The sequence below is a fragment of the Halorubrum saccharovorum DSM 1137 genome, assembly GCF_000337915.1.
Taxonomy (GTDB): Archaea; Halobacteriota; Halobacteria; order Halobacteriales; family Haloferacaceae; genus Halorubrum; species Halorubrum saccharovorum.
Window position 1 is genome coordinate 1 of sequence record NZ_AOJE01000026.1, and the last position, 18,544, is coordinate 18,544.

An 18,544-nucleotide genomic window follows, 5' to 3' on the forward strand; every position below is an offset into this window, starting at 1 on the left:
TCAGGTTGCTATCGCTCGTGGTTCGTGACGAGTATTGTCGGATTCCTCCCACGGCTGAAGCCGTGGGCTTCCTCCTTGTTCCTCTGTGACGGAGCGCCGGAGAAACGAAGAAGTGCGAGGGGGACGACATCGGCGGCGAGGAGTAACGCGTTACTCCCGGTCGTCCGGGTCGAACGCGTCGATCGCGGCGTGAACGCCCTCGACCCACTCGTCTAGGGCGTCGTGGAGACGCTCTTTCGCCTCCGGGACCGGGATCGCGGTGTACTGGTAGACGTACCCGCCCGAATCGAGCAGCCGACGGCGCCGCTCGACGAGCCCCTTCTCTCGCAGCGTCGACAGCGATCGATTCACGTTCGATCGGTCCCGGTCGAGGGTCTCGGCGAGTTCGGCGACGGTGCTCCCCGGATGATCGAGCAGCGTCAGGTACGTGCGGCTCTCGTGGTCCCGGACGCCGAACACGCAGGAGAGCACGTGATCGAAGGAGGGAGACACGTCGCCGACGAGGTCCTCGATCTCGGGATCGCTCATAGGTGCCGTTCGGCGGCGCTCGGGTTAAAAGTCGCCATCCGCCCCGCGTGACGGCGGTGTCGAGGTGTCGAGGTGTCGGTCACCGGGGCTCAGTCGTCGCTCGCGGCGTATCCCATCCGACGGATACATCCGCGCATCCCCGACTCGTCGCTGTGGCGGTGGAGGTTCGTCGGCGTGTCGCAGTGATAGGTCTCCCCGTCGTACCGGAGCACGACCTCGTGGTCGCCGCCGGCGACCTCGACGTCGACGAGGATCCGTCGTCCGTCGTTGAGGGCGTCGATTATCTCGTCGACCGACAGCTCGCCGGCCGCCACCCGGAGTACCTCGTTCATGGGCTCCCTTCGCGTGTGGCCGAATTAAAACCGTGCGTGTGCCGCCGGCGTCGGAGACCGGCGTGTCGGCCGAGTCGCGTGTGTGTCGGCGACGTCACGTCATCGTCGAGTCCGGGCCGCCCTCCTCCTCCGGCGGCTCGACTCCCTCGGCGGCGGCCACGTCGTCGGTCCGCTTCTCGGTCTCGACGTGCCAGCGGTCGATCTCGGACTCGTAGTCGGCGAGGATGTCGCTCACCTCGTCTTTCAGCTCGTCGTCGTTGACGTTCACCTCGAAGGCGAACGTCTCGCCGTCCTCGCCGCGCCCGACTTCCTGGATGTTGGCACTGACGAGCTCGTTGTCGAAGTAGTACGGCGCCATCTGGGTCATCACCTTCCGGTAGACCGTGTCCTCGACCTTCCGGAGGGCCTTGCGGCTCGCGGAGTCTGCCGCGCGGGCGACGTGGCCGATCGACTCGCCCCAGCTCTCCATCGCGCTCTCGGTGTCGTTCTCCTCGACCTTCTCGTAGGACTCGGTGAGCTTCTCGCCGGCCGTCTGGAGGTCTTCACCGGGCGATTTCCCGGCCTGTTCGCCCTCGCCCTGGTCGACGGACGCCTGCTCGGCGGTCTTCGCCGACACGTCCTCGTCGATGCGCTCGTGGGACTTCGGGCGCCAGTCGTCGAACTCGTAGAACGCGTCGCCGTCGGCGCCCGTCTCGCGGAGCGCCAAGGCGATCCGCTCGCCGTGCTCGACCACGTCACCCCAGTCTCCGCGCACCTTGAAGCCGGAGATGCTCTCTTCCATCGCTTGCCCCCCGTACGAAACGAACGCGTATAAGTCTCTCCGACTGACGGTGAAATAGTCCCGGCGCCGCGGCGTCGTCCCGCGTCCGGCCCGAATCCGGTTCGAGTCCAGCCCGAATCCGGTTCGGGTCCGGCCCGGGCGCGCCTCGACGACCTTTTTTTACCCGCTCCGTGGAATGAGTTCCCATGGGATATCGCGTCGTCGACACGGATTCCGTCGATCCGGAGCCCGACCGCCCCTGCGAGTGCCGGAAGCTCACCGAACCCGGCGGGCTCGACGAGGCGGCGATCAACCGGTTCCGCGCGGAGCCGGGCGAACAGCTTCCGCTGGCGTACCACTACCACGAGACCCAACAGGAGGCGTTCTACGTGCTCGACGGGACACTCGCGGTTGAGACGCCGAACGAGACCTACGAGGTGCCCGCAGACGGTCTGTTCGTCGTCGACCCGGGGAGTCCCCAGCGGGCGTACAACCCCGCCGACGCCGACGGTCCGGTGAGCGTGATCGCGATCGGCGCGCCGCCCGCCGACGGCGATGCAGTCGCCTACGACCCGACAGAAGAGTGAAAGCGCGAACCGGTCAGGCCGAGTTGCCGTCGGCTGCGAGCTCGCCCGTCGTCTCGTCCGCGTCGGCGCCTTCGTCGAGTTCGGGCTGGTCGCTGTCGTCGGGGCTGGGAGTGTGGACGCTGTTGCCGACTGAGCCCCAGACGAGATACAGCATCGCGATGACCATGAGGAGGGTCATGACGGTCGCGGCGATCCCCACTGCGGACACGTACTGGAACATGGTCCGCGGTCGGCGGGCGCGACGTATCAACGTATCGGCTTCCGCCGATCGCTCGGCGTCGAGCGCTCCAGCGGCCGCGCCGCCGCGGAGTGAGACGCCCGCGCCGACCGATCGGTCCGCCGAACCGCCTGGTTTCGTCATCTTTTAACTCGAACGCGGCGCTTCTTTCGACAATGACGATCGAAGACCGCGACGACGCTCACCTCATCACGCACGCGCTGGCGAAGGACACCCTCTCGCGGCTCCGCGACGTCGAGACCGAGCAGGTCGCGTTCCGGAAGGGCCTCGTGAAGCTCGGCCGGATCTGCGGCTACGAGATCATCGACGGCGCGATGGAGACGGAGTACGTCCCGGTGGAGACCCCCTTAGAGGAGACCACCGGCGAGCGCGTGAAGGGGCTCGACGACGTGGTCATCATCAACGTCCTCCGGGCGGCGACCCCGTTCGTCGAGGGGCTCCTCAAGGCGTTCCCGCGCGCGAAGCAGGGCGTCATCTCCGCCGGCCGCGACGAGGAGGCCGGGATGACCGCCGACGGCGAGTTCCCGATCACCATCGACTACGTGAAGCTCCCCGAGATCCGGCCCGAGGACACCGTTATCGTCGCCGACCCGATGCTCGCCACCGGCTCGACGATGTGCGCCGTCCTCGACCACGTCCTCGACGAGGCCGGCGACTTCGAGGACCTGTTCGTCCTCTCGGCGGTCTCCGCGCCCGACGGGCTCGTCCGCGTGAGCGAGTCGGTGCCCGAGGCCGACCTGCTGACGGTCGCCATCGACGACCGCCTCGACGACGACGGGTTCATCCTCCCCGGGCTCGGCGACGCCGGCGACCGCGCGTTCCGGACGGTCTGAGGTTGAGGCGACCGCGACGGCGACCGACCGCGACGGCGACCGACCGCGACGACGACCGACCGCCGACGTACTTTTAAGAGTCGCCCGCGCGACCGATGCGTATGAGCGACGCGCCGACGACCGAGCCCTGCGACGGCTGCGGCGACCCCACCACGGACGCGCTCGCGCGCACCGTCCGGCTGAGCGTCGACCGGGCGAACATCGACACCCAGCGGCTCTGTCCCGACTGCTTCGCCGACTGGATCCAGCGCTACCAGGACCGGCTCGGCTCCGGACCCGACGGCGACGACAGCGACAGCTCGGAGATCATCGTCGACTGAGCGACCGGGGTCGTCCGCTCTTCGGTACCCGCACGGCAACGTCCGTCCCGACCGCCCGTCTTAAGCCGCGGCGGCACGGACGGCGACGTAATGGATCTCGCCATCGACGCCCCGACCCCGGCGGCGCCCGACTGCGCCGACGACGGGACGTGGCTCGCCTGCATCGAGTGTGACGAGACGTTCGCCCCCTTCGAGGCGGTCCGCTACACCTGCGACGAGTGCGACGGCCTGCTCGAAGTCCGGTACGACGACCCGCCGACGTTCGACGAGTTCGGCGCGGGCGCTCCCTCCGAGGGCCCCGACCGCGGCGTCTGGCGCTACCGCGAGGCGCTCCCCTTCGATCTGGGCGTGACGCTCCCCGAGGGCGACACCCCGCTCCACCGCGTCCCCCGCATCGAGGAGGCGGTCGGCGTCGACGCGCTCCGGATCAAACACGAGGGGATGAACCCCACCGGCTCGTTCAAGGACCGCGGGATGACCGTCGGCGTCCGTGTCGCCGAGGAGCTGGGCGTCGGCGCGCTCGCCTGCGCCTCCACCGGCAACACCTCCGCCGCGCTCGCGGCGTACGGCGGTCGCGGGGGGATGGAGACGCTCGTGCTCCTCCCGGAGGGGAAGGTCGCGGCGGGGAAGATCGCGCAGGCGAGCCTCCACGGCGCACGCATCCTGGAGGTCGCCGGCAACTTCGACGCCTGCCTCGACATCGTGCAGGAGCTCGCCGCCCGCGGCGAGGCGTACCTGCTCAACTCCCTGAACCCGTTCCGCCTGGAGGGCCAGAAGACGATCGGCTTCGAGATCTTAGAGGAGTTCCGCGACGACTACGGCGACTTCCCGGACCGGATCGTCCTCCCCGTCGGCAACGCGGGCAACACCGCGGCGCTGTACAAGGCGTTCCGCGAACTGGTCCAGTCGGGCGCGCTCGCCGTCGACGAGGTCCCCAAGCTGACCGGCGTGCAGGCCGAAGGCGCCGCCCCGATGGTCGAGGCGATCGAGGAGGGGAACGACGAGGTCCGCCGCTGGGAGGAGGTCGAGACGCGAGCGACCGCGATCCGCATCGGCAACCCGGTCAACGCCCCGAAGGCGCTCCCCGGGATCCGGAACACGGGCGGCACGGCGGTCGCCGTGAGCGATTCGGCGATCACCGACGCGCAGCGCGACCTCGCCGAGGAGGGCGTCGGCGTCGAGCCCGCCTCCGCCGCGAGCCTCGCCGGGCTCCGGAAGCTCCGCCGCGAGGGCGTCGTCGACGACGACGAGCAGGTCGTCTGCCTGACGACGGGACACCTCTTAAAGGACCCCGACGCCGCCTACGCGGCCGGGAGCGACCCCGAGCCGGTGCCGAACGACGTGGACGCGGTCGTCGAGCACTTACGCGACTGATCGTGATCGGCCTGCGCGAGTAATCAGGGCGTCCCCGGACGCTTCTCTCCACCTTCCTCCCCCGCCCGCTACCTTTTACACACAAACACATACACAAACACAAGATGTCCACCAAGACCCTCGAAGCACACGAGGAAGACGAGTTCGCGACGACCGCGATGAACTACAAGGAAGTCGCGGTCGGCCAGCGTTTGAATGACACGTTCGATTCACAGGCCCTCTCGGCGGCGTTCGACTGGCTCGACGTGCTCCCGGTTAGGAGCGAACACGCAGTTTCGGCGAGCGGTTTCGGGGCGGAACTGTACCGCTCCGACGATCACACGAGGCGAGCCGTCGACGCTGCCACCGCAGACCTGCTCATCGCTGGAGTCGCCGAGGCCGAAGGAATGACCGTCGTTACCCGAAACGTCGACGACTTCGAGCGATTCGTCCCGGTCGCCGAATACTGATCGACGCCTACTCGGCCTGCCGCTCCTCGGCCTCGTCGAGCGTGATCTCGGTGACCTCGACGATCCGGTCGTCGGCGAGCAGGGCCTCGATGGCCTCGTCGGGCACGTCCTGGTCGAGGTTGTAGACGGTGAGCGCCTCGCCCCCCTGCGTCTCGCGGGCGTTGTACATCCCGGCGATGTTCACGTCGTGGTCGCCGAGCACGGTGCCGATGAGACCGATGACGCCCGGCTCGTCGGTGTTGCGCGCGACCAACATGTGGCCGTACGGGACCGCGTCGACGCGGAACCCGTCGATCCGGACGATCCGCGGGTCCTCGCCAGCGAACAGGGTACCCTCGACAGCGATCGAGTCCTCGCCGTTGTGGACGGTGACGCGCACCAGACTCTGGAAGTCCTCGGTCTGACGGGTCTTCGACTCGGTGACCTCGATGCCGCGCTCCTCGGCGAGCCGGGGCGCGTTCACCGCGTTCACCTGCCACTCCAGCGGCTCGAACACGCCCTTCAGCGCGCTCGCGGTGACCAGTTCCACGTCCTCCGCGGCGATGTCGCCCTCGTAGGTCGCCTCCACTTCCGTGATCCGGCCGTCGAGCAGCTGCGCGGCGACCTTCCCGGCGGTCTCGGCGACGGCGATGTACGGCTTGATCCGCGGGAACGCCGTCTCGTCGACCGAGGGCGCGTTGAGCGCGGTCAGGACGGGCTCGTCGTCGAACGCCGAGAGCACCGCCTCCGCGGTGTCGACCGCGACGTTCTCCTGTGCGGCCTCCGTCGAGGCGCCGAGGTGAGGCGTCACGACGATCTCCTCGACGTCGAGCAGCGGCGAGTCCTGCGAGAGGGGCTCCTCGGCGAACGAATCGAGCGCGGCGCCCGCGAGGACGCCGTCGTCGACGGCCTCCGCGAGCGCGTCCTCGTCGACGATGCCGCCGCGGGCGCAGTTGATGAGGTAGCCGCCCTCCAGCTGGGCCAGCTCGTCCTCGCCGATCATCCCCTCGGTCTCGGGGAGGAGCGGGGTGTGGACCGTCGCGAAGTCGCCGCGCGCGAGCGCCTCGTGGAGGTCCTCGACCAGTTCGGCGCCGAGGCGGTCGGCGCGCTCCTCGGAGATGTACGGGTCGTAGACGACCAGGTCCATCCCGAGCGAGTCGAGCCGCTTCGCGACCTCCTGGCCGACGCGGCCGAGGCCGACGATGGTGAGCGTCTTGTTGTTCACCTCGGTGCCGAGGAACTCGCCTTTCGCCCACTCGCCGCCGAGGAGGCGACCGTGCGCCTGCGGGATCGAGCGCGCGACGGCGAACGTCATCGCGACCGTGTGCTCGGCGGCGGCCCGGACGTTCCCCTCGGGCGCGTTGGCGACGATGACGCCGTGGTCGGTGGCGGCCTCGATGTCGATGTTGTCGACGCCGATGCCGGCGCGGCCGACGATGACGAGCTCGGAGGCGGCCTCGAAGACCGCCTCGTTCACGTCGGTCCCGGAGCGGACGATGAGCGCGTTGGCGTCGCTCACGGCGTCGAGCAGCCCGTCGCCCTCGACCTCGTAGTCAGTTACGACCTCGTGGCCGGCGTCTCGGAGTCGGTCCAACCCCGCGTCTGCGATGGGGTCGGTCACGAGTACCTTCATGCGCGTTTTCACCGGCGGCGCGAGGTTAACCCTTTCCTCATCGCTTCGTTTTGCCGGGGAGACGATCCTCGATCGTGTGTATTCAACCCCTTTATTTCGGGTGGAACCCTCTCGTTTGTGGGTACGTATCGTCGAGGTTCGGTTCCGGCGTCAGTCCGGACCGAGAGCGGTCGGCGGGTCCGCCACCCGGCGGTACTGCCTTTTATATCCGGACGCTTGGTCGGGTATGGACATCACGATCGCGTTCGCCGGCGTGGCCGCCATCCTCGTGTTGACGGGGATCAGCGCCTTCTTCTCCAGCTCCGAGCTGGCCGTCTTCTCGGTTCCGATCCACCGCGTCGACTCGCTGCTCGCCGCCGACGTGCCCGGTGCGCGGGCGCTGTCGGCGCTGCGGGCCGATTCGCACCGCTTCCTCGTCACCGCGTTAGTGAGCAACAACGTCGCGAACATCGCGGCCGCCTCGGTCGCGACCGCGGTGTTCGTCCGGTTCGGCTTCTCTGGCGGCGAGGCGGCCACGGGATCGACGCTCGTCACGAGCGTCTTCGTCATCGTCTTCGGCGAGATCGCGCCGAAGTCCTACGCGGTGGCGAACGCCGAGAAGCACGCGCTCCGCGTCTCCCGTCCAGTGGTCGCGATTCAGCGCGTCATCCGTCCCGTGCTGTACGTCTTCGAGGCGCTCTCCGGAGTCGTCAACCGCTTTACCGGCGGCGAGTCCGACATCGAGTCGTACCTCACGCGCGAGGAGATCGAGACGCTCGTGCTCTCGGGCGAGGCGGCGGGCGCGCTCGACGCGGACGAGGGCGCGATGATCCGCGGCGTCCTCGAGCTGGAGTCGCTCCGGGTGTCGGCGGTGATGGTCCCCCGCACCGACATGGTCGCGCTGCCCGACACCGCCACGCCGGCCGAAGCGGTCTCGACCGCCGCCGCGGAGGGCGTCACGCGGATGCCGGTGTACGGCGAGAACCGCGACGACGTGGTCGGCGTCGTCGACCTGCGCGACGCGGTCGCCGCCGACGAGCGCGGGGAGTCCCTCGCGAGCGCGCTCCGCGAGCCGATCTTCGTCCCGGAGACGCAGCCGGTCGACGAGCTGTTCGCGACGATGCGGACGAGCGACCTCCGGATGGCGGTCGTCGTCGACGAGTTCGGCGCAGTGGTGGGGATCGTGACCCTGGAAGACGTGGTCGAGGAGGTCGTCGGCGAGCTGGTCGGGCGGTGGGAGACCGACCACGTCGACGTGGTCGCGTCCGACGCCGCGGTCGCGCGAGGGTGGACGACCGTCGCGCACCTCAACGAGACGCTCGGGCTGACCCTCCCGATCGACGGGGGGGCAGAGACCGTCGCGGGGCTGATCACGCAGCGCCTCGGGCGGATCCCGGCCGAGGGCGACCGCGTCGAGATCGGCGACGTGACGCTCGCGGTCGCGGGCGCGACCGCGACGCGGGTGACCCGAGTCCGGATCGAGCACCCGGAGATCGAGAGCAAAGTCGACGGCGGATCGGGGACCGAGTCCACCGACGGCGACGGCGCCGAGTCGGGCTCGTCCGCCGATTTCTCGTAACACAACATACATATTCGTCGCCGGAATCTGACGAGGTACGTTCTCGATCATGATGTCTCGATGGGGGTGCGACCGGTGCGGGTTCGTCGCGTGGACGCCGGACCGGGCGTCGATGCGCGAAGTCATCGGCTCGCACCTGCTCGCGCACCACTCAGAGGCCGTCAGCCGGTCGGACTTTCGGACGACGTGGGACTGCCCGTACTGCGCGACGACGAAGACGGCCTACGACACCGACGGCGCGGTCGAGGAGTTCAAAACGCACCTCCACGAGCACGTCGCCGACCGGATCGAGGAGGGCGTTCACATCGCCGACGGCGTCTCGCGGGACGGGACCGTGCAGGTCGCCGCGCCCGTCGACAGCGCGGACGCGGACGCGCTCCGCGCCCACTTCCACGCCGCCGGCGACCTGGTGATCGCGGTCACGGCGAACCCGGAGCGGACCGTTCGCCTGCTCCACGAGGAGCTGAACGGCTGGCCGCGCCGGACCGTCGTCGTCAGCACGGAGGCGTACCCGTTCGAGGAGGCCCCCGACCTCGACTTCTCCGAGATCCCCATCGAGGTCGTCGAGCTCGACCCCCGGCTCGGCCCGGACGAACTCGGCGAGACGGTGTCGCGGATCATCGACGCCAACCGGGAGGCGGGGGACGCGATCTCCGTAGAGGTGAGCGTGTTCCACGAGATCGTGCGCTCGTTCGACCTCCGGACCGCCTGCGACTTCGTCCGGATGCTCTCGACCCGACTCGACGACGACGGCGGCGTCCTCCAGCTGTACGTCGACGCCGACGCGGACCCGAACGTCTCCACGGTACTGAACTTCCTCGACGACGAGATCGATCTGAAGGTCGCGGCGGAGGACGGGCGGTTCGTGCGGCGGGGATGAGGGGCGCGTACCGTCGCCCGCCAGCGCGGCCGTCTACTCCGCGTGCTTCTCCGTGTAGTCCGCCGGCCGCCGCACGTAGGTGTACTCGATCGACCGGTCAGCGGCCGACGCCGCCGTCTGTCGCTTGAGTCGCCGGAGGACCGACCGCGCACGCTCCCTCGCGTCCGGGTCGGCCTCGGCGTCGGCGGCGAGCGCGCGCGCCTCGCGTTCGAGTTCGGTCGCGTCGAGCCGCGGCAGGTAGGCGGCCGCGATGTCGGCGACGTAGGGGTCGTCGTGCGCGAGCGCGTCGATCAGCCGCGAGACGGCGGTCCGACCCGACTCCGAACCTCCCTCGTCGTGCTCGATGAGTTCGCAGCACAGCCACATCGCGTGCCGCGCGGTCGCCGAGGTGACGCCGTCGACCCCCTCGTCGGACGCGACCTCGTAGAGCAGTCGCGCGAGCGCGCCGTCGTCCGCGTCGCTCCGGAGGGGTCGGTCGGTCACCAGCCGCTCGCGGACCTCTCGGCCCCGAACCGCGTCGCCCGCCGCGACGAGCCGCGACAGCGACGCCGCCGCGGCGCGCCGCACCGCGGGCGAGGGGTCCCGCAGCGCGTCGAGCAGAACCGCCGCCGACTCGGGGCGGTCCAAGTCTCGAAGCCGCTCGACGACGGTCTCCCGGAGGCGGTCGCTCCCGTTGTCGGCCGCGGTCGCCAGCAGGTCCGTCGCGTCGGGCGTCCCGATCGACACCAGCGCGTCGACGGCGGCGGGCCGGACGAGCGCGTTCGGCGCCCGCAACAGCGGCCGAATCGGGGCGATGCGATCGCCGCCGAGAGCGGCGTACGACCGCACCGCCCGGGCCCGCACCCGCGCGTCGCCGTCGTCGAACGCCTCTCGGAGCCGGGCGGTCGCGTCCGGATATCCCGCCGCGCTCGGGGGGCCCGCCGCGTTCGGAGGCGACGCCGCCTCCGGCGCGCCCCGCAGATCCTCGGATCCCGCCGCGCCCAGCCCGGTCGCGCCGACCATCCGATACGCGGCGTGGTCGCTCGTGAGCCACCGGGCGAACACGGCAGCGGGGTCGTCGCCGCTGTCGCGGCGCCGGACAGCGGCCGCGACGCGCGAGACGAGTTCGTCGACGTACCGGTCGCCGTGGAAGTACAGCGCGTCGATCGCCGCCGCGCGGACCGCCGCGTCCTCGTCGGTGAGCACGACTCGCAGCAGCCGGTCGGCGATCCGGCGTTCGCTGCCCGCCATCGAACTCGACGGCGTCCCGAGCGCCTCGACGCCCTCCAGCCGGGTCGCCGCGTCGTTGCCCTCGTCGAGGAGGGCGAACGCTTGCGGGCGCTCGCCGCCGGTTCGGTCCGGTCGAGAGTCGTCAGCCATCTGTCTACTCTCGGGATCCCCCCGCGATTAAACGTGCCCCCGTGAGTATCACAGCCGAGAACGTCGCCGCCGATCGCTCTCGCCCCGCGGGCGTCGGCCTCGCGAGCGTCGGGGGCGGCCGCTAGAGCTCGAACGACGCGACGGTTTCGTACTCCGGGCCCTCGCTCGTCAGCGTCGACTTCACCAGCCGGACGTTGTCGACCTCGAACCGGCCGATCTCTGGGCGGCGCTCGCGGACGGCCTCCCGCACCAACCCCTTCCCCCGGGCGTCGTTCATCCGGGCGAGCGTAACGTGCGGGCTGAACTCGTGGTCCTCGGGATCGACCCCGAGCGCGGTCGTCTCCGCTTCGAGGGCCTCGTGGAGCGCGGTCAGCTCCGCGCTCCCCGCGGCGACGCCGGCCCAGACGACCGAGATGTAGTCGAGGCTCGGGAAGACGCCGAAACCCCTGACTGCACACTCGAAGGAGTCGACTTCGGCGGCCTCGACCGCGCGCTCGCCGGCCGCGATCACGTCGTCGAGCACGGGAGCGGGCTCGTCGGCGGCGGGCGTCTCGTCGGCGGGCATCTCGTCGGCGGGCTCGTCGGCGGCGGGCGTCTCGTCGCCCCCGCCGATTTCTCCCAAGAACTTCAGCGTGACGTGCGCCTGCCGAGGGTCGACGGCGGTCAGTCCCGCCGCGTCCGCGAACGCGGCCTGCGCCTCCGCGACGGCGGGGGCGAGACGGTCGGGGAGGTCGACGGCGAAGAACGCGCGCATGGACGGCCGGAGATTGCGAGAGGTCGTTGATAAGTGTGCGGTGGAGACCGGATCGTCGGCTCGGCCGTGGGCACGGGGGCCGAGGAGCGGGGAGCGCCCGCCGGCGCCGGCCCTCAGAATCCCCCGTTGAACACCCAGAAGGCGACGGCCGGCGACAGCGCGACGGAGGCTCCGAGGGCCACCGTCCCGACGACCGTGCGCGCGGGGAGCTCGCCGACGGGCGCCTCGTACCGCCACAGCTGCAGCGAGACGAAGACCGCGGCGACGAGCACGCCGCCGAGATGCAGGAATGACGGCCGGAACGCCGCCGGTATCGCCGAGAGATCGCTCGTCAGTCCGATCTGAGTCCCGATCCCGATGGCGCCGACCGCGGCCGACCCCGAGACGTACGCGAACCCGGCGACGGCGTGCCGGAGGGCCGCGACGGCCGAGAAGGGATGCGGCTCGTCGGCCGCCGGCCGCGGTGCCGCGAAGCTCGCGACGCCGGCGTAACAGAGCGGGAGCGTTCCCAGCGCGACGACCACCGCGTACGGGAACGCGGAGCCGACGGCGAGGATGAGGATCGCCGCGGTCAGGGCGTACGTCCGCGAAGTCGCCTCGGCCATGACGATCGGGGGCACGAGGAGGGCGGCGACCGCCACCATGGCGAACACGGCCAGCGGGACCGAATAGCGCTTGAGCGGTCGAGTAGAGGAGGGCGAAGACATGCGGCGAACTTCTCGACACACCAATAAGTAACTTCGGTGAAAGAACGCCCCGCACGCGTCGAGCGGACCGCCTTCGGGAGGCTCGGTGATCGGTGTTCGTCAGGGGCTCGGTGCGCCCCTCACCCCGCTACAGGCGCTCCCGGAGCGTCTCGGCGGTCGCCTCGCCGACGCCGTCGACGTCGGTGAGGTCGTCGTACGAGGCCTCGCGCACGTTCTCGACGGAGCCGAACCGGCGCAGGAGCCGGCGGCGGGTCTGGGGGCCGACGCCGGGCACGTCGTCGAGGACCGTCGCGACCTCGTCGCGGACGGTCTGGTGGTAAGAGACGGCGAAGCGGTGCGCCTCGTCGCGGACGCGCTGGAGCAGGTGCAGTTCGGGCGCGTCGTCGGGCCATTTTCGGGTTCCGGTCGGGGTCACCACCAGCTCCTCGGCCTTCGCCAGGGCGACGACGGGAACGTCCCAGCCGGTCTCCGCGAGCGCGTCGCGGGCGGCTCCGAGCTGTCCCTCGCCCCCGTCGATCAGGAGGAGGTCGGGGTCCGGGCGGTCGTCCTCGCCGGCGACCGCGCGCTCGGCGCGCCACCGGACCAGCTCGCGCATGTTCGCGTAGTCGTCGTTGCGGTCGGTGAGCTTCTTCCGGCGGTAGTCGCTCGTCTCCGCGCTCCCGTCGACGAAGCACACGTCGGAGCCGACCACGGCGGTCCCCTGCGCGTGGCTCACGTCGAACCCCTCGATCCGGGCGGGGCGGTCGATCCCGAGCCGGTCGCCGAGCGCGCCGACCGGATCGTCGCGTCCGCCGCGCTTGCGGGCGTTCTTCAGGGCGAGTTCGACGAGCTTCGCCTCGCGGCCGGCGCCGGGGACGCGGACCGAGACACCCTCCGCCTCCAGCCAGGCGACCACGTCCGGGTCCGAGGGACGCTCGGCGAGGAGGACCGCGTCCGGGAACTCCCGCTCGGCGTAGTACTGCGCGAGGAACGCCGAGAGGACGGCGGCGGGCGTGTTGGCGTCCGGGTCGGCGGGGGTATTCTCATCCGCTTCGCCGTCCGCCGCCTCGTCGTCCGCCGCCTCGTCGTCCGCCGCCTCGCCGTCCGCCGCTTCGCCGTCCACCACCCCGTCGTCGTCCCCCACCGCCGCCGCGTCCAACTGGTGTCGACTGCGGTCGACCAGCTGGCCGCGCTCGCTGTGGAGCCGGGCGACGCGGGCGGTGTCGCCCTCGACGGCGGCCGCGAGCACGTCGACGGTGCGGTCGTCGGTGCGATCGCTCACGGCCTCGCCGCCCTCGCCGTGGAACGCCTCGACCGCTTCGAGGCGGTCCCGGAGGTTCGCGGCGCGCTCGAACTCCGCGTTCTCGGCGGCGGCCTCCATCCGCCGCCGGAGGGGGTCGGCGAGGACGCCCGTCTCGCCCTCGAAGAACCGGCGGGCGGCCGCCACGTCCTCGGCGTAGCTCTCGGGGTCGATCTCGCCGGTGCAGGGCGCCGAGCAGATCCCCATCTCGTAGTCGAGGCAGGGGCGGTCGCGGTTCGCGTACTTGTGGTCGGAGCAGCCGCGGAGGCGGTACTCGTCGCGGATCGCCTTCACGACCGCGTCCACGCGGCCCTTGTCGGTGAACGGGCCGTACGCGACCGCGCCCTCCTCGGGGTCGCGAGTCACCTCGATCCGCGGGACGGGGTGGTCCGTGATCGCGACCAGCGGGTACGACTTGTCGTCTTTCAGCCGGACGTTGTACCGCGGTCGGAGCCGCTTTATCAGGTTCGCCTCTAGGAGGAGCGCCTGCGTCTCCGTGTCGGTGACCGCGAACTCGATCCGGTCGGCGCGCCCGACCATCCCCCGGATCCGCCCCGATCGCGGGTCGGCGTACGACCTGACGCGGTCGCGGAGGTCGACCGCCTTGCCGACGTACAGCGTCGTCTCCCCGGTCCGGAACTGGTACACGCCGGGGTCGGTCGGGAGGTCCGCGGCCCGCTCGCGCACGGCGTCGGCGTCCATCGGATCCCAGTAGCCGCCGCGCGCGTTTGAACGCTACGGGCGTGTCTCGGGGACGTTCGGTCGTCCCTACGGGCGTGTCTTGGGGGACGTTCGGTCGTCCGACGACCGAATAATTATCAATCGTGAATAACGGGGGAAACGGTTTATCTAGGTGCTTGGGAGAGCCCCACGTAGAAATGACGGGACTTCGAGGGCTGCTCCGACGCGCGTTCGGTCGGGATCGGGACTCGCGGTCGGTCCCGGACGGCGGGGTCGTCGTGGACGATGCCGCCGGCGGCGCGGCTGGGACGAGCGAGAGCGGGGGGGACGGGTACAACATCACGGAAGAAGGCGGGAACGACCGCGCCGGGACGCTCGCCGTTGCCGGTCTCGAGCAGGTGTTCAACTCGACCGGCGTTCCGACGTTCATTCTCGATCGGGAGGGGAACGTCGCCGAGTGGAACGAGTCCATCGCGTCGCTCACCGGGAACGAGCGCGAGGACGCGGTCGGTCACGGCCACGTCTCGGAGCTGTTCTACCCCGACGGACGGCGCGCCGACACCCTCGCCGACAAGGTTCTCGACGCGCCGGAGACCGCCGACGATGTGTACGGCGTCGAGCGCTGCGACTCGTCGCAGACCCGCTACCGCGACACCAGCACGATGATCGACCGCCACGGCGACGAGAAACACATCGAGTTCACGGCGACGCCCCTCTACGAGGGCGACGAGCTCGTCGGCGTGACGGAGGTCGTCATCGATCGCACGGAGAACATCAACCAGCGCGACGCGACGGAGACGCTGGTGACCGAGGTCCGAGAGACCGCCGAGACGATCGGCGAGGGGAACCTCGAGGCGCGGGCCGTCCGCCACGAGGAGTGCGAGATCCTCGACGAGGAGCTGTTGAGCGTCATCGACGTCGTCAACCGGATGGCGGAGAACCTCCAGGACCTCTCCGAGAGCGTCCACGAGCAGGCCCGCCAGATCGACCAGACGGTCCAGGAGGCGAGCGGGGCCGCCGCCGACATCGCCCAGAACGTCGACGAGCAGAACGAGCTGTTGGAGGAGAGCGTCTCCGAGATGCAGTCCTTCTCCGCCGGCATGGAGGAGGTCGCCGCGACGGCGGACCAGGTCGACTCCGCCGCGGTCGCGGCCAGCGAGGCCGCCGACGAGGGGCTCGACGCCAGCGAGGACGCCCGCGAGGCGACCGAGGACGTGGTGGAGATCGGCGACGAGCTCGTCGAGAGCGTCGGCGCGCTCTCCGAGCGCATGGACGACATCGAGGAGGTCATCGAGGTCATCTCCGACGTGGCCGAGCAGACGAACCTGCTCGCGCTCAACGCCAACATCGAGGCCGCCCGCGCCGGGGAGGGCGGCGACGGCTTCGCGGTCGTCGCCGAGGAGGTGAAGAAGCTCGCCGACGAGACCCGCGGCTACACCGAGGAGATCACGGAGAGCCTCGCGGAGCTACAGGCGCAGTCCGACGAGACGAGCACCGCGGTCGAGCGCTCGCACGACCGCATCGAGGACGCAGGCACGGAGATCGAGACGGTGCTCGACTCCCTCGAGGAGATCGCCGACGCGGTCGACGAGGCCGCCGCTGGCGTCGCCGAGGTCGCCCGAACCACGGACGATCAGGCCGCCACCGTCGAGGAGCTCACCTCGTCGCTGGAGGCGGTCCGCGAGCGCTCCGACCGCACCGAGGAGGCGACCGACCGCATCGTCGACGCCACCGACGACCAGGAGGTCGCCGTCGACGAGCTGATCACCCGCGTCGAGCGACTCGACGCGAAACAGACGGGACGGCAGTAGCCCCCGCCGGAACCGCGCGGCGCTGCGCGGTTCTCTCCGGCGGGGTCAGAACGGAGCGTCCGTCGATCCGCGACTCGGACCCTCGGTCCCCATCGCCCGTTCCGTGGGGTTCGATCCGGTCTCGGTACCGCCCTCCGGGTCGGCGGTCACGTCTCCCGTTTCGAGATAGCCCTCCTCGAGTTCGACGAGCCGTTCGTTGATCGCCTCGCTCTGTTGGTGCATGGGCGCCGCTCGGACGCGAACGAGGTCGTACTCGTGGCGGTCAGTGAGACCGTTCCACGCCCGAAACGACCCGATCGTCAGCGTGTGTGTCTGCGGGCAGAACGGGGTCGTCGGCGTGAACTCCGCGCGGAGCACGCGGTCGACGTCCGCCGCCTCGACGGCGTCGCCACCGTCGTCACGCTCGACGGCGTAGCGGTAGCCGGCACTCGTGTGGCGGGTGTCGAGGTTGAGCCGAGCGAGGTTGTAGTTGAACGTCATATCGTACACCTTCCGGTCCTCGAAGCAGTCGCGAGTGAGCCGGTGGAACGCGACGTGGTCGGCCCCGGTGAGCAGGTCGTGAGGCTCGAGGAACTCGCCCGGTCTCGGGACGTGGTCCGGAACGAACTCGTCGTACCCGTCGAAGAGGTCGCCGTCATCGGACCCGAACGGAGACGGAAAGCTGGGCATACGCGCACGTTCGAGACCGAGATGGGTGCTTCTACTCCCGTACATGTTCGGGGCAGTGACCCGGTCAATTCGGAACCGGGCGGCCCCGTCGGCCGGCCGGCGAGCGCGTAGACCTCGCTCGACCCTCTCATTCTTCGGGCGCCTCACGCACTCCTCGTGCGCCTCACTCATTCTTCGGGCGCCTCACGCACTCCTCGTGCGCCTCACTCATTCCTCGGGCGCCTCACTCATTCCTCGGGCGCCTCACTCATTCCTCGGGCGCCTCATCGGGGTCGCGCACGCGGCGCGGCGAGAACGACCCCAGGACGATCCGATCGATCGAGTGAGGGCTGTGACGGAGTAACACGAAGACCATGTTGAACACGAACACTGCGACGCCGGCACAAACGAGTAGCCCGCCGAGGAGCGCCGGGGTTCCGGCGACCCCCAGCAGGTTCGATCCGACGATCAGCGCGCTTCCGCCGCCGAGTAGGACCCCGTCGATCGCGGCGAGCCGGTCGTCGTAGAGGTCGTCGATCATGGGCACGTCCTCCAGTCCCAACAGATCGCTGTACCGGTTGACCCAGATGACGAAGGGAATGATGTGATACAGCGTCCCAACGACGACGAACCCGATCGCTCCCAACAGCAGCAGGTGGCCGGCGTTCGCCGCGCCGAGCAGCTGGTCCCGAGTCAACGGGTCGGATATCCAGGCGGGCACCGAGACGGCGACCCACAGCGCGAGTGCGCCCACCGCCACGACGTACCGCGTGTGCATCGGGGTCCGCTCGACTCGCATCTCGTACAGTTTGCGTGCCAGAACGAGACAGATCGCCGTCGCGGCGGACAGGATCAACAGGCCGCCGATCCGCGCAACGGGGTCGTGAGCCGCGAGGCGACCGAGCGCGAGTGCGATCACGCCGATGGGATGCGCGATCTCCTCGACGGATCGAAGGCGGTGGTCGATCCCGTGGAGTTCCGTCTGCGTGAACATCGTTCCGAGCTGGTACAGCGCCCCGTACACCGTCGTGAGAACGGCACCGAAGACCGCGAGGGTCGCGTGGGCACCCACCACCCCCGACCGGCCGACGCCGACCCGCGAGAGCGTCGGAATCGTGAAGTCAACCGCGAGGAGGACGCCGAGAACGGTCAACGCGAGGAAGAACCCGAGTGCGCCGAGGAAGTGGCGTTCGGTGACGTCGTACTCCTCGACAGTGCCGAGCGTTCGGACGATGTTGTACGCGAAGACCCAGAAGCCGACGAGCATGAGGACCGCGAACGGGATCAGCCACGTCGTCTCGACCAGGAGAAACGCGCCGACGAACCCGGAGAGACCGGCGACGACGAGCCCCAGCTGCAGATTCGCGAGACGCCGCGAGTAGAGGGTCGCTCCCGACCAGACGGGCACGAACTGCGTCATCGCCCCCATGATCGTGATACAGATCCATCCGGCCAACAGGAGATGGACGTGAGCGAGCCGTCCCAGTCCCGGAACGGCGTTCAGGTGTAAGCCGATCCCCAGTCCGATTCCCGCGACGAGAAAGGCGAGCCCGACGACGAAATGTCGTAACGGGACCGTCATCGGAGGCTGTTGGTCCGTCTCGATGTCACCCGGGATGGCGCCCATGGGTCCGGGTACGTTCTCCGCACACCTGACGATACCACCGAAGATGTTCCCCTTCCGCCGGCCGCGGACCGACCCTCACCGGGGCGGAACCGAACGCGACCGGAGACGGGAACACGTTCGGAGGTACCCTCGTGTCCGGTGCGCGTCGAGCGGAAGGGAATGGCTGTCGACCGCTCACGGCGAGTCTCCCCGAATACGTTCGGGGGA

19 protein-coding genes are annotated in these 18,544 nt (G+C 70.0%); 8 read left to right on the plus strand and 11 right to left on the minus strand.

Going from position 1 to position 18,544, the window contains the following annotated elements; genetic code table 11:
• Positions 1-150: 150 nt before the first annotated feature.
• The 3 genes from C471_RS07890 to C471_RS07900 form a co-directional block, all read right to left on the minus strand.
• Positions 151-528: a helix-turn-helix domain-containing protein gene (locus tag C471_RS07890; RefSeq protein ID WP_004047874.1), complete on the minus strand. Its 378-nt coding sequence runs from the start codon at positions 526-528 to the stop codon at positions 151-153.
• A gap of 89 nt (positions 529-617) precedes the next feature.
• Positions 618-860, minus strand: coding sequence for a hypothetical protein (locus C471_RS07895; RefSeq protein WP_004047875.1), 243 nt, complete (start codon positions 858-860; stop codon positions 618-620).
• A gap of 94 nt (positions 861-954) precedes the next feature.
• Entirely contained in the window at positions 955-1,641 is a 687-nt protein-coding gene (locus C471_RS07900) for a DUF5828 family protein (RefSeq protein WP_004047876.1), read from the minus strand.
• A gap of 185 nt (positions 1,642-1,826) precedes the next feature.
• Between C471_RS07900 and C471_RS07905 the strand changes: the two genes are divergently transcribed.
• Positions 1,827-2,207, plus strand: a complete 381-nt coding sequence (locus C471_RS07905; protein ID WP_004047877.1) for a cupin domain-containing protein — start codon at positions 1,827-1,829, stop codon at positions 2,205-2,207.
• 13 nt (positions 2,208-2,220) lie between these two features.
• On the opposite strand, the gene C471_RS07910 is transcribed toward C471_RS07905, so the two are convergent.
• Positions 2,221-2,427, minus strand: coding sequence for a hypothetical protein (locus tag C471_RS07910; RefSeq protein WP_049909133.1), 207 nt, complete (start codon positions 2,425-2,427; stop codon positions 2,221-2,223).
• A 173-nt stretch (positions 2,428-2,600) separates the two neighbouring features.
• On the opposite strand from C471_RS07910, the gene upp reads away from it, so the two are divergent.
• The 4 genes from upp to C471_RS07930 all read left to right on the plus strand — a co-directional run bounded on the left by upp (position 2,601) and on the right by C471_RS07930 (position 5,421).
• Entirely contained in the window at positions 2,601-3,278 is a 678-nt protein-coding gene (gene upp, locus C471_RS07915) for a uracil phosphoribosyltransferase (RefSeq protein ID WP_004047879.1), read from the plus strand.
• A gap of 101 nt (positions 3,279-3,379) precedes the next feature.
• Positions 3,380-3,598, plus strand: a complete 219-nt coding sequence (locus tag C471_RS07920; protein ID WP_004047880.1) for a DUF7569 family protein — start codon at positions 3,380-3,382, stop codon at positions 3,596-3,598.
• 90 nt (positions 3,599-3,688) lie between these two features.
• Positions 3,689-4,972, plus strand: coding sequence for a threonine synthase (gene thrC, locus C471_RS07925; RefSeq protein WP_004047883.1), 1,284 nt, complete (start codon positions 3,689-3,691; stop codon positions 4,970-4,972).
• Positions 4,973-5,076: 104 nt separating this feature from the next.
• The gene (locus C471_RS07930; protein WP_004047885.1) at positions 5,077-5,421 is read left to right on the plus strand and encodes a type II toxin-antitoxin system VapC family toxin; all 345 of its coding nucleotides are present in this window, start codon (positions 5,077-5,079) and stop codon (positions 5,419-5,421) included.
• 7 nt (positions 5,422-5,428) lie between these two features.
• Here the strand turns inward: C471_RS07930 and serA are convergent, their stop codons facing one another.
• A complete protein-coding gene (serA, locus tag C471_RS07935; protein WP_004047887.1) occupies positions 5,429-7,033 on the minus strand; it encodes a phosphoglycerate dehydrogenase in 1,605 nt (534 codons plus the stop codon).
• 226 nt (positions 7,034-7,259) lie between these two features.
• On the opposite strand from serA, the gene C471_RS07940 reads away from it, so the two are divergent.
• Positions 7,260-8,591 (plus strand): hemolysin family protein, encoded by a 1,332-nt coding sequence (locus C471_RS07940; protein ID WP_004047897.1) that lies wholly within the window; start codon positions 7,260-7,262, stop codon positions 8,589-8,591.
• A gap of 49 nt (positions 8,592-8,640) precedes the next feature.
• Positions 8,641-9,471, plus strand: a complete 831-nt coding sequence (locus tag C471_RS07945) for a DUF7504 family protein (protein WP_049909120.1) — start codon at positions 8,641-8,643, stop codon at positions 9,469-9,471.
• A gap of 33 nt (positions 9,472-9,504) precedes the next feature.
• Here the strand turns inward: C471_RS07945 and C471_RS07950 are convergent, their stop codons facing one another.
• From C471_RS07950 to C471_RS07965, 4 genes are all read right to left on the minus strand, one after another.
• Positions 9,505-10,830 carry a HEAT repeat domain-containing protein gene (locus tag C471_RS07950; protein ID WP_004047901.1) on the minus strand — a complete coding sequence of 442 codons (1,326 nt, stop codon included), beginning with the start codon at positions 10,828-10,830 and terminating at the stop codon, positions 9,505-9,507.
• A gap of 121 nt (positions 10,831-10,951) precedes the next feature.
• Positions 10,952-11,584: an RNA 2',3'-cyclic phosphodiesterase gene (gene thpR, locus C471_RS07955; protein WP_004047903.1), complete on the minus strand. Its 633-nt coding sequence runs from the start codon at positions 11,582-11,584 to the stop codon at positions 10,952-10,954.
• Positions 11,585-11,697: 113 nt separating this feature from the next.
• Positions 11,698-12,291: a hypothetical protein gene (locus C471_RS07960; RefSeq protein WP_152421846.1), complete on the minus strand. Its 594-nt coding sequence runs from the start codon at positions 12,289-12,291 to the stop codon at positions 11,698-11,700.
• Positions 12,292-12,418: 127 nt separating this feature from the next.
• On the minus strand, positions 12,419-14,272 hold the full coding sequence (locus tag C471_RS07965) for an excinuclease ABC subunit C (RefSeq protein WP_004047910.1): 1,854 nt from the start codon (positions 14,270-14,272) through the stop codon (positions 12,419-12,421).
• A gap of 176 nt (positions 14,273-14,448) precedes the next feature.
• Here C471_RS07965 and C471_RS07970 point away from each other — a divergent pair, with 176 nt between their 5' ends.
• Positions 14,449-16,062 (plus strand): methyl-accepting chemotaxis protein, encoded by a 1,614-nt coding sequence (locus C471_RS07970; RefSeq protein WP_004047911.1) that lies wholly within the window; start codon positions 14,449-14,451, stop codon positions 16,060-16,062.
• A 45-nt stretch (positions 16,063-16,107) separates the two neighbouring features.
• On the opposite strand, the gene C471_RS07975 is transcribed toward C471_RS07970, so the two are convergent.
• On the minus strand, positions 16,108-16,731 hold the full coding sequence (locus C471_RS07975) for a hypothetical protein (protein WP_004047913.1): 624 nt from the start codon (positions 16,729-16,731) through the stop codon (positions 16,108-16,110).
• A 247-nt stretch (positions 16,732-16,978) separates the two neighbouring features.
• Positions 16,979-18,337 (minus strand): hypothetical protein, encoded by a 1,359-nt coding sequence (locus C471_RS07980; protein WP_004047914.1) that lies wholly within the window; start codon positions 18,335-18,337, stop codon positions 16,979-16,981.
• Positions 18,338-18,544: the final 207 nt, after the last annotated feature.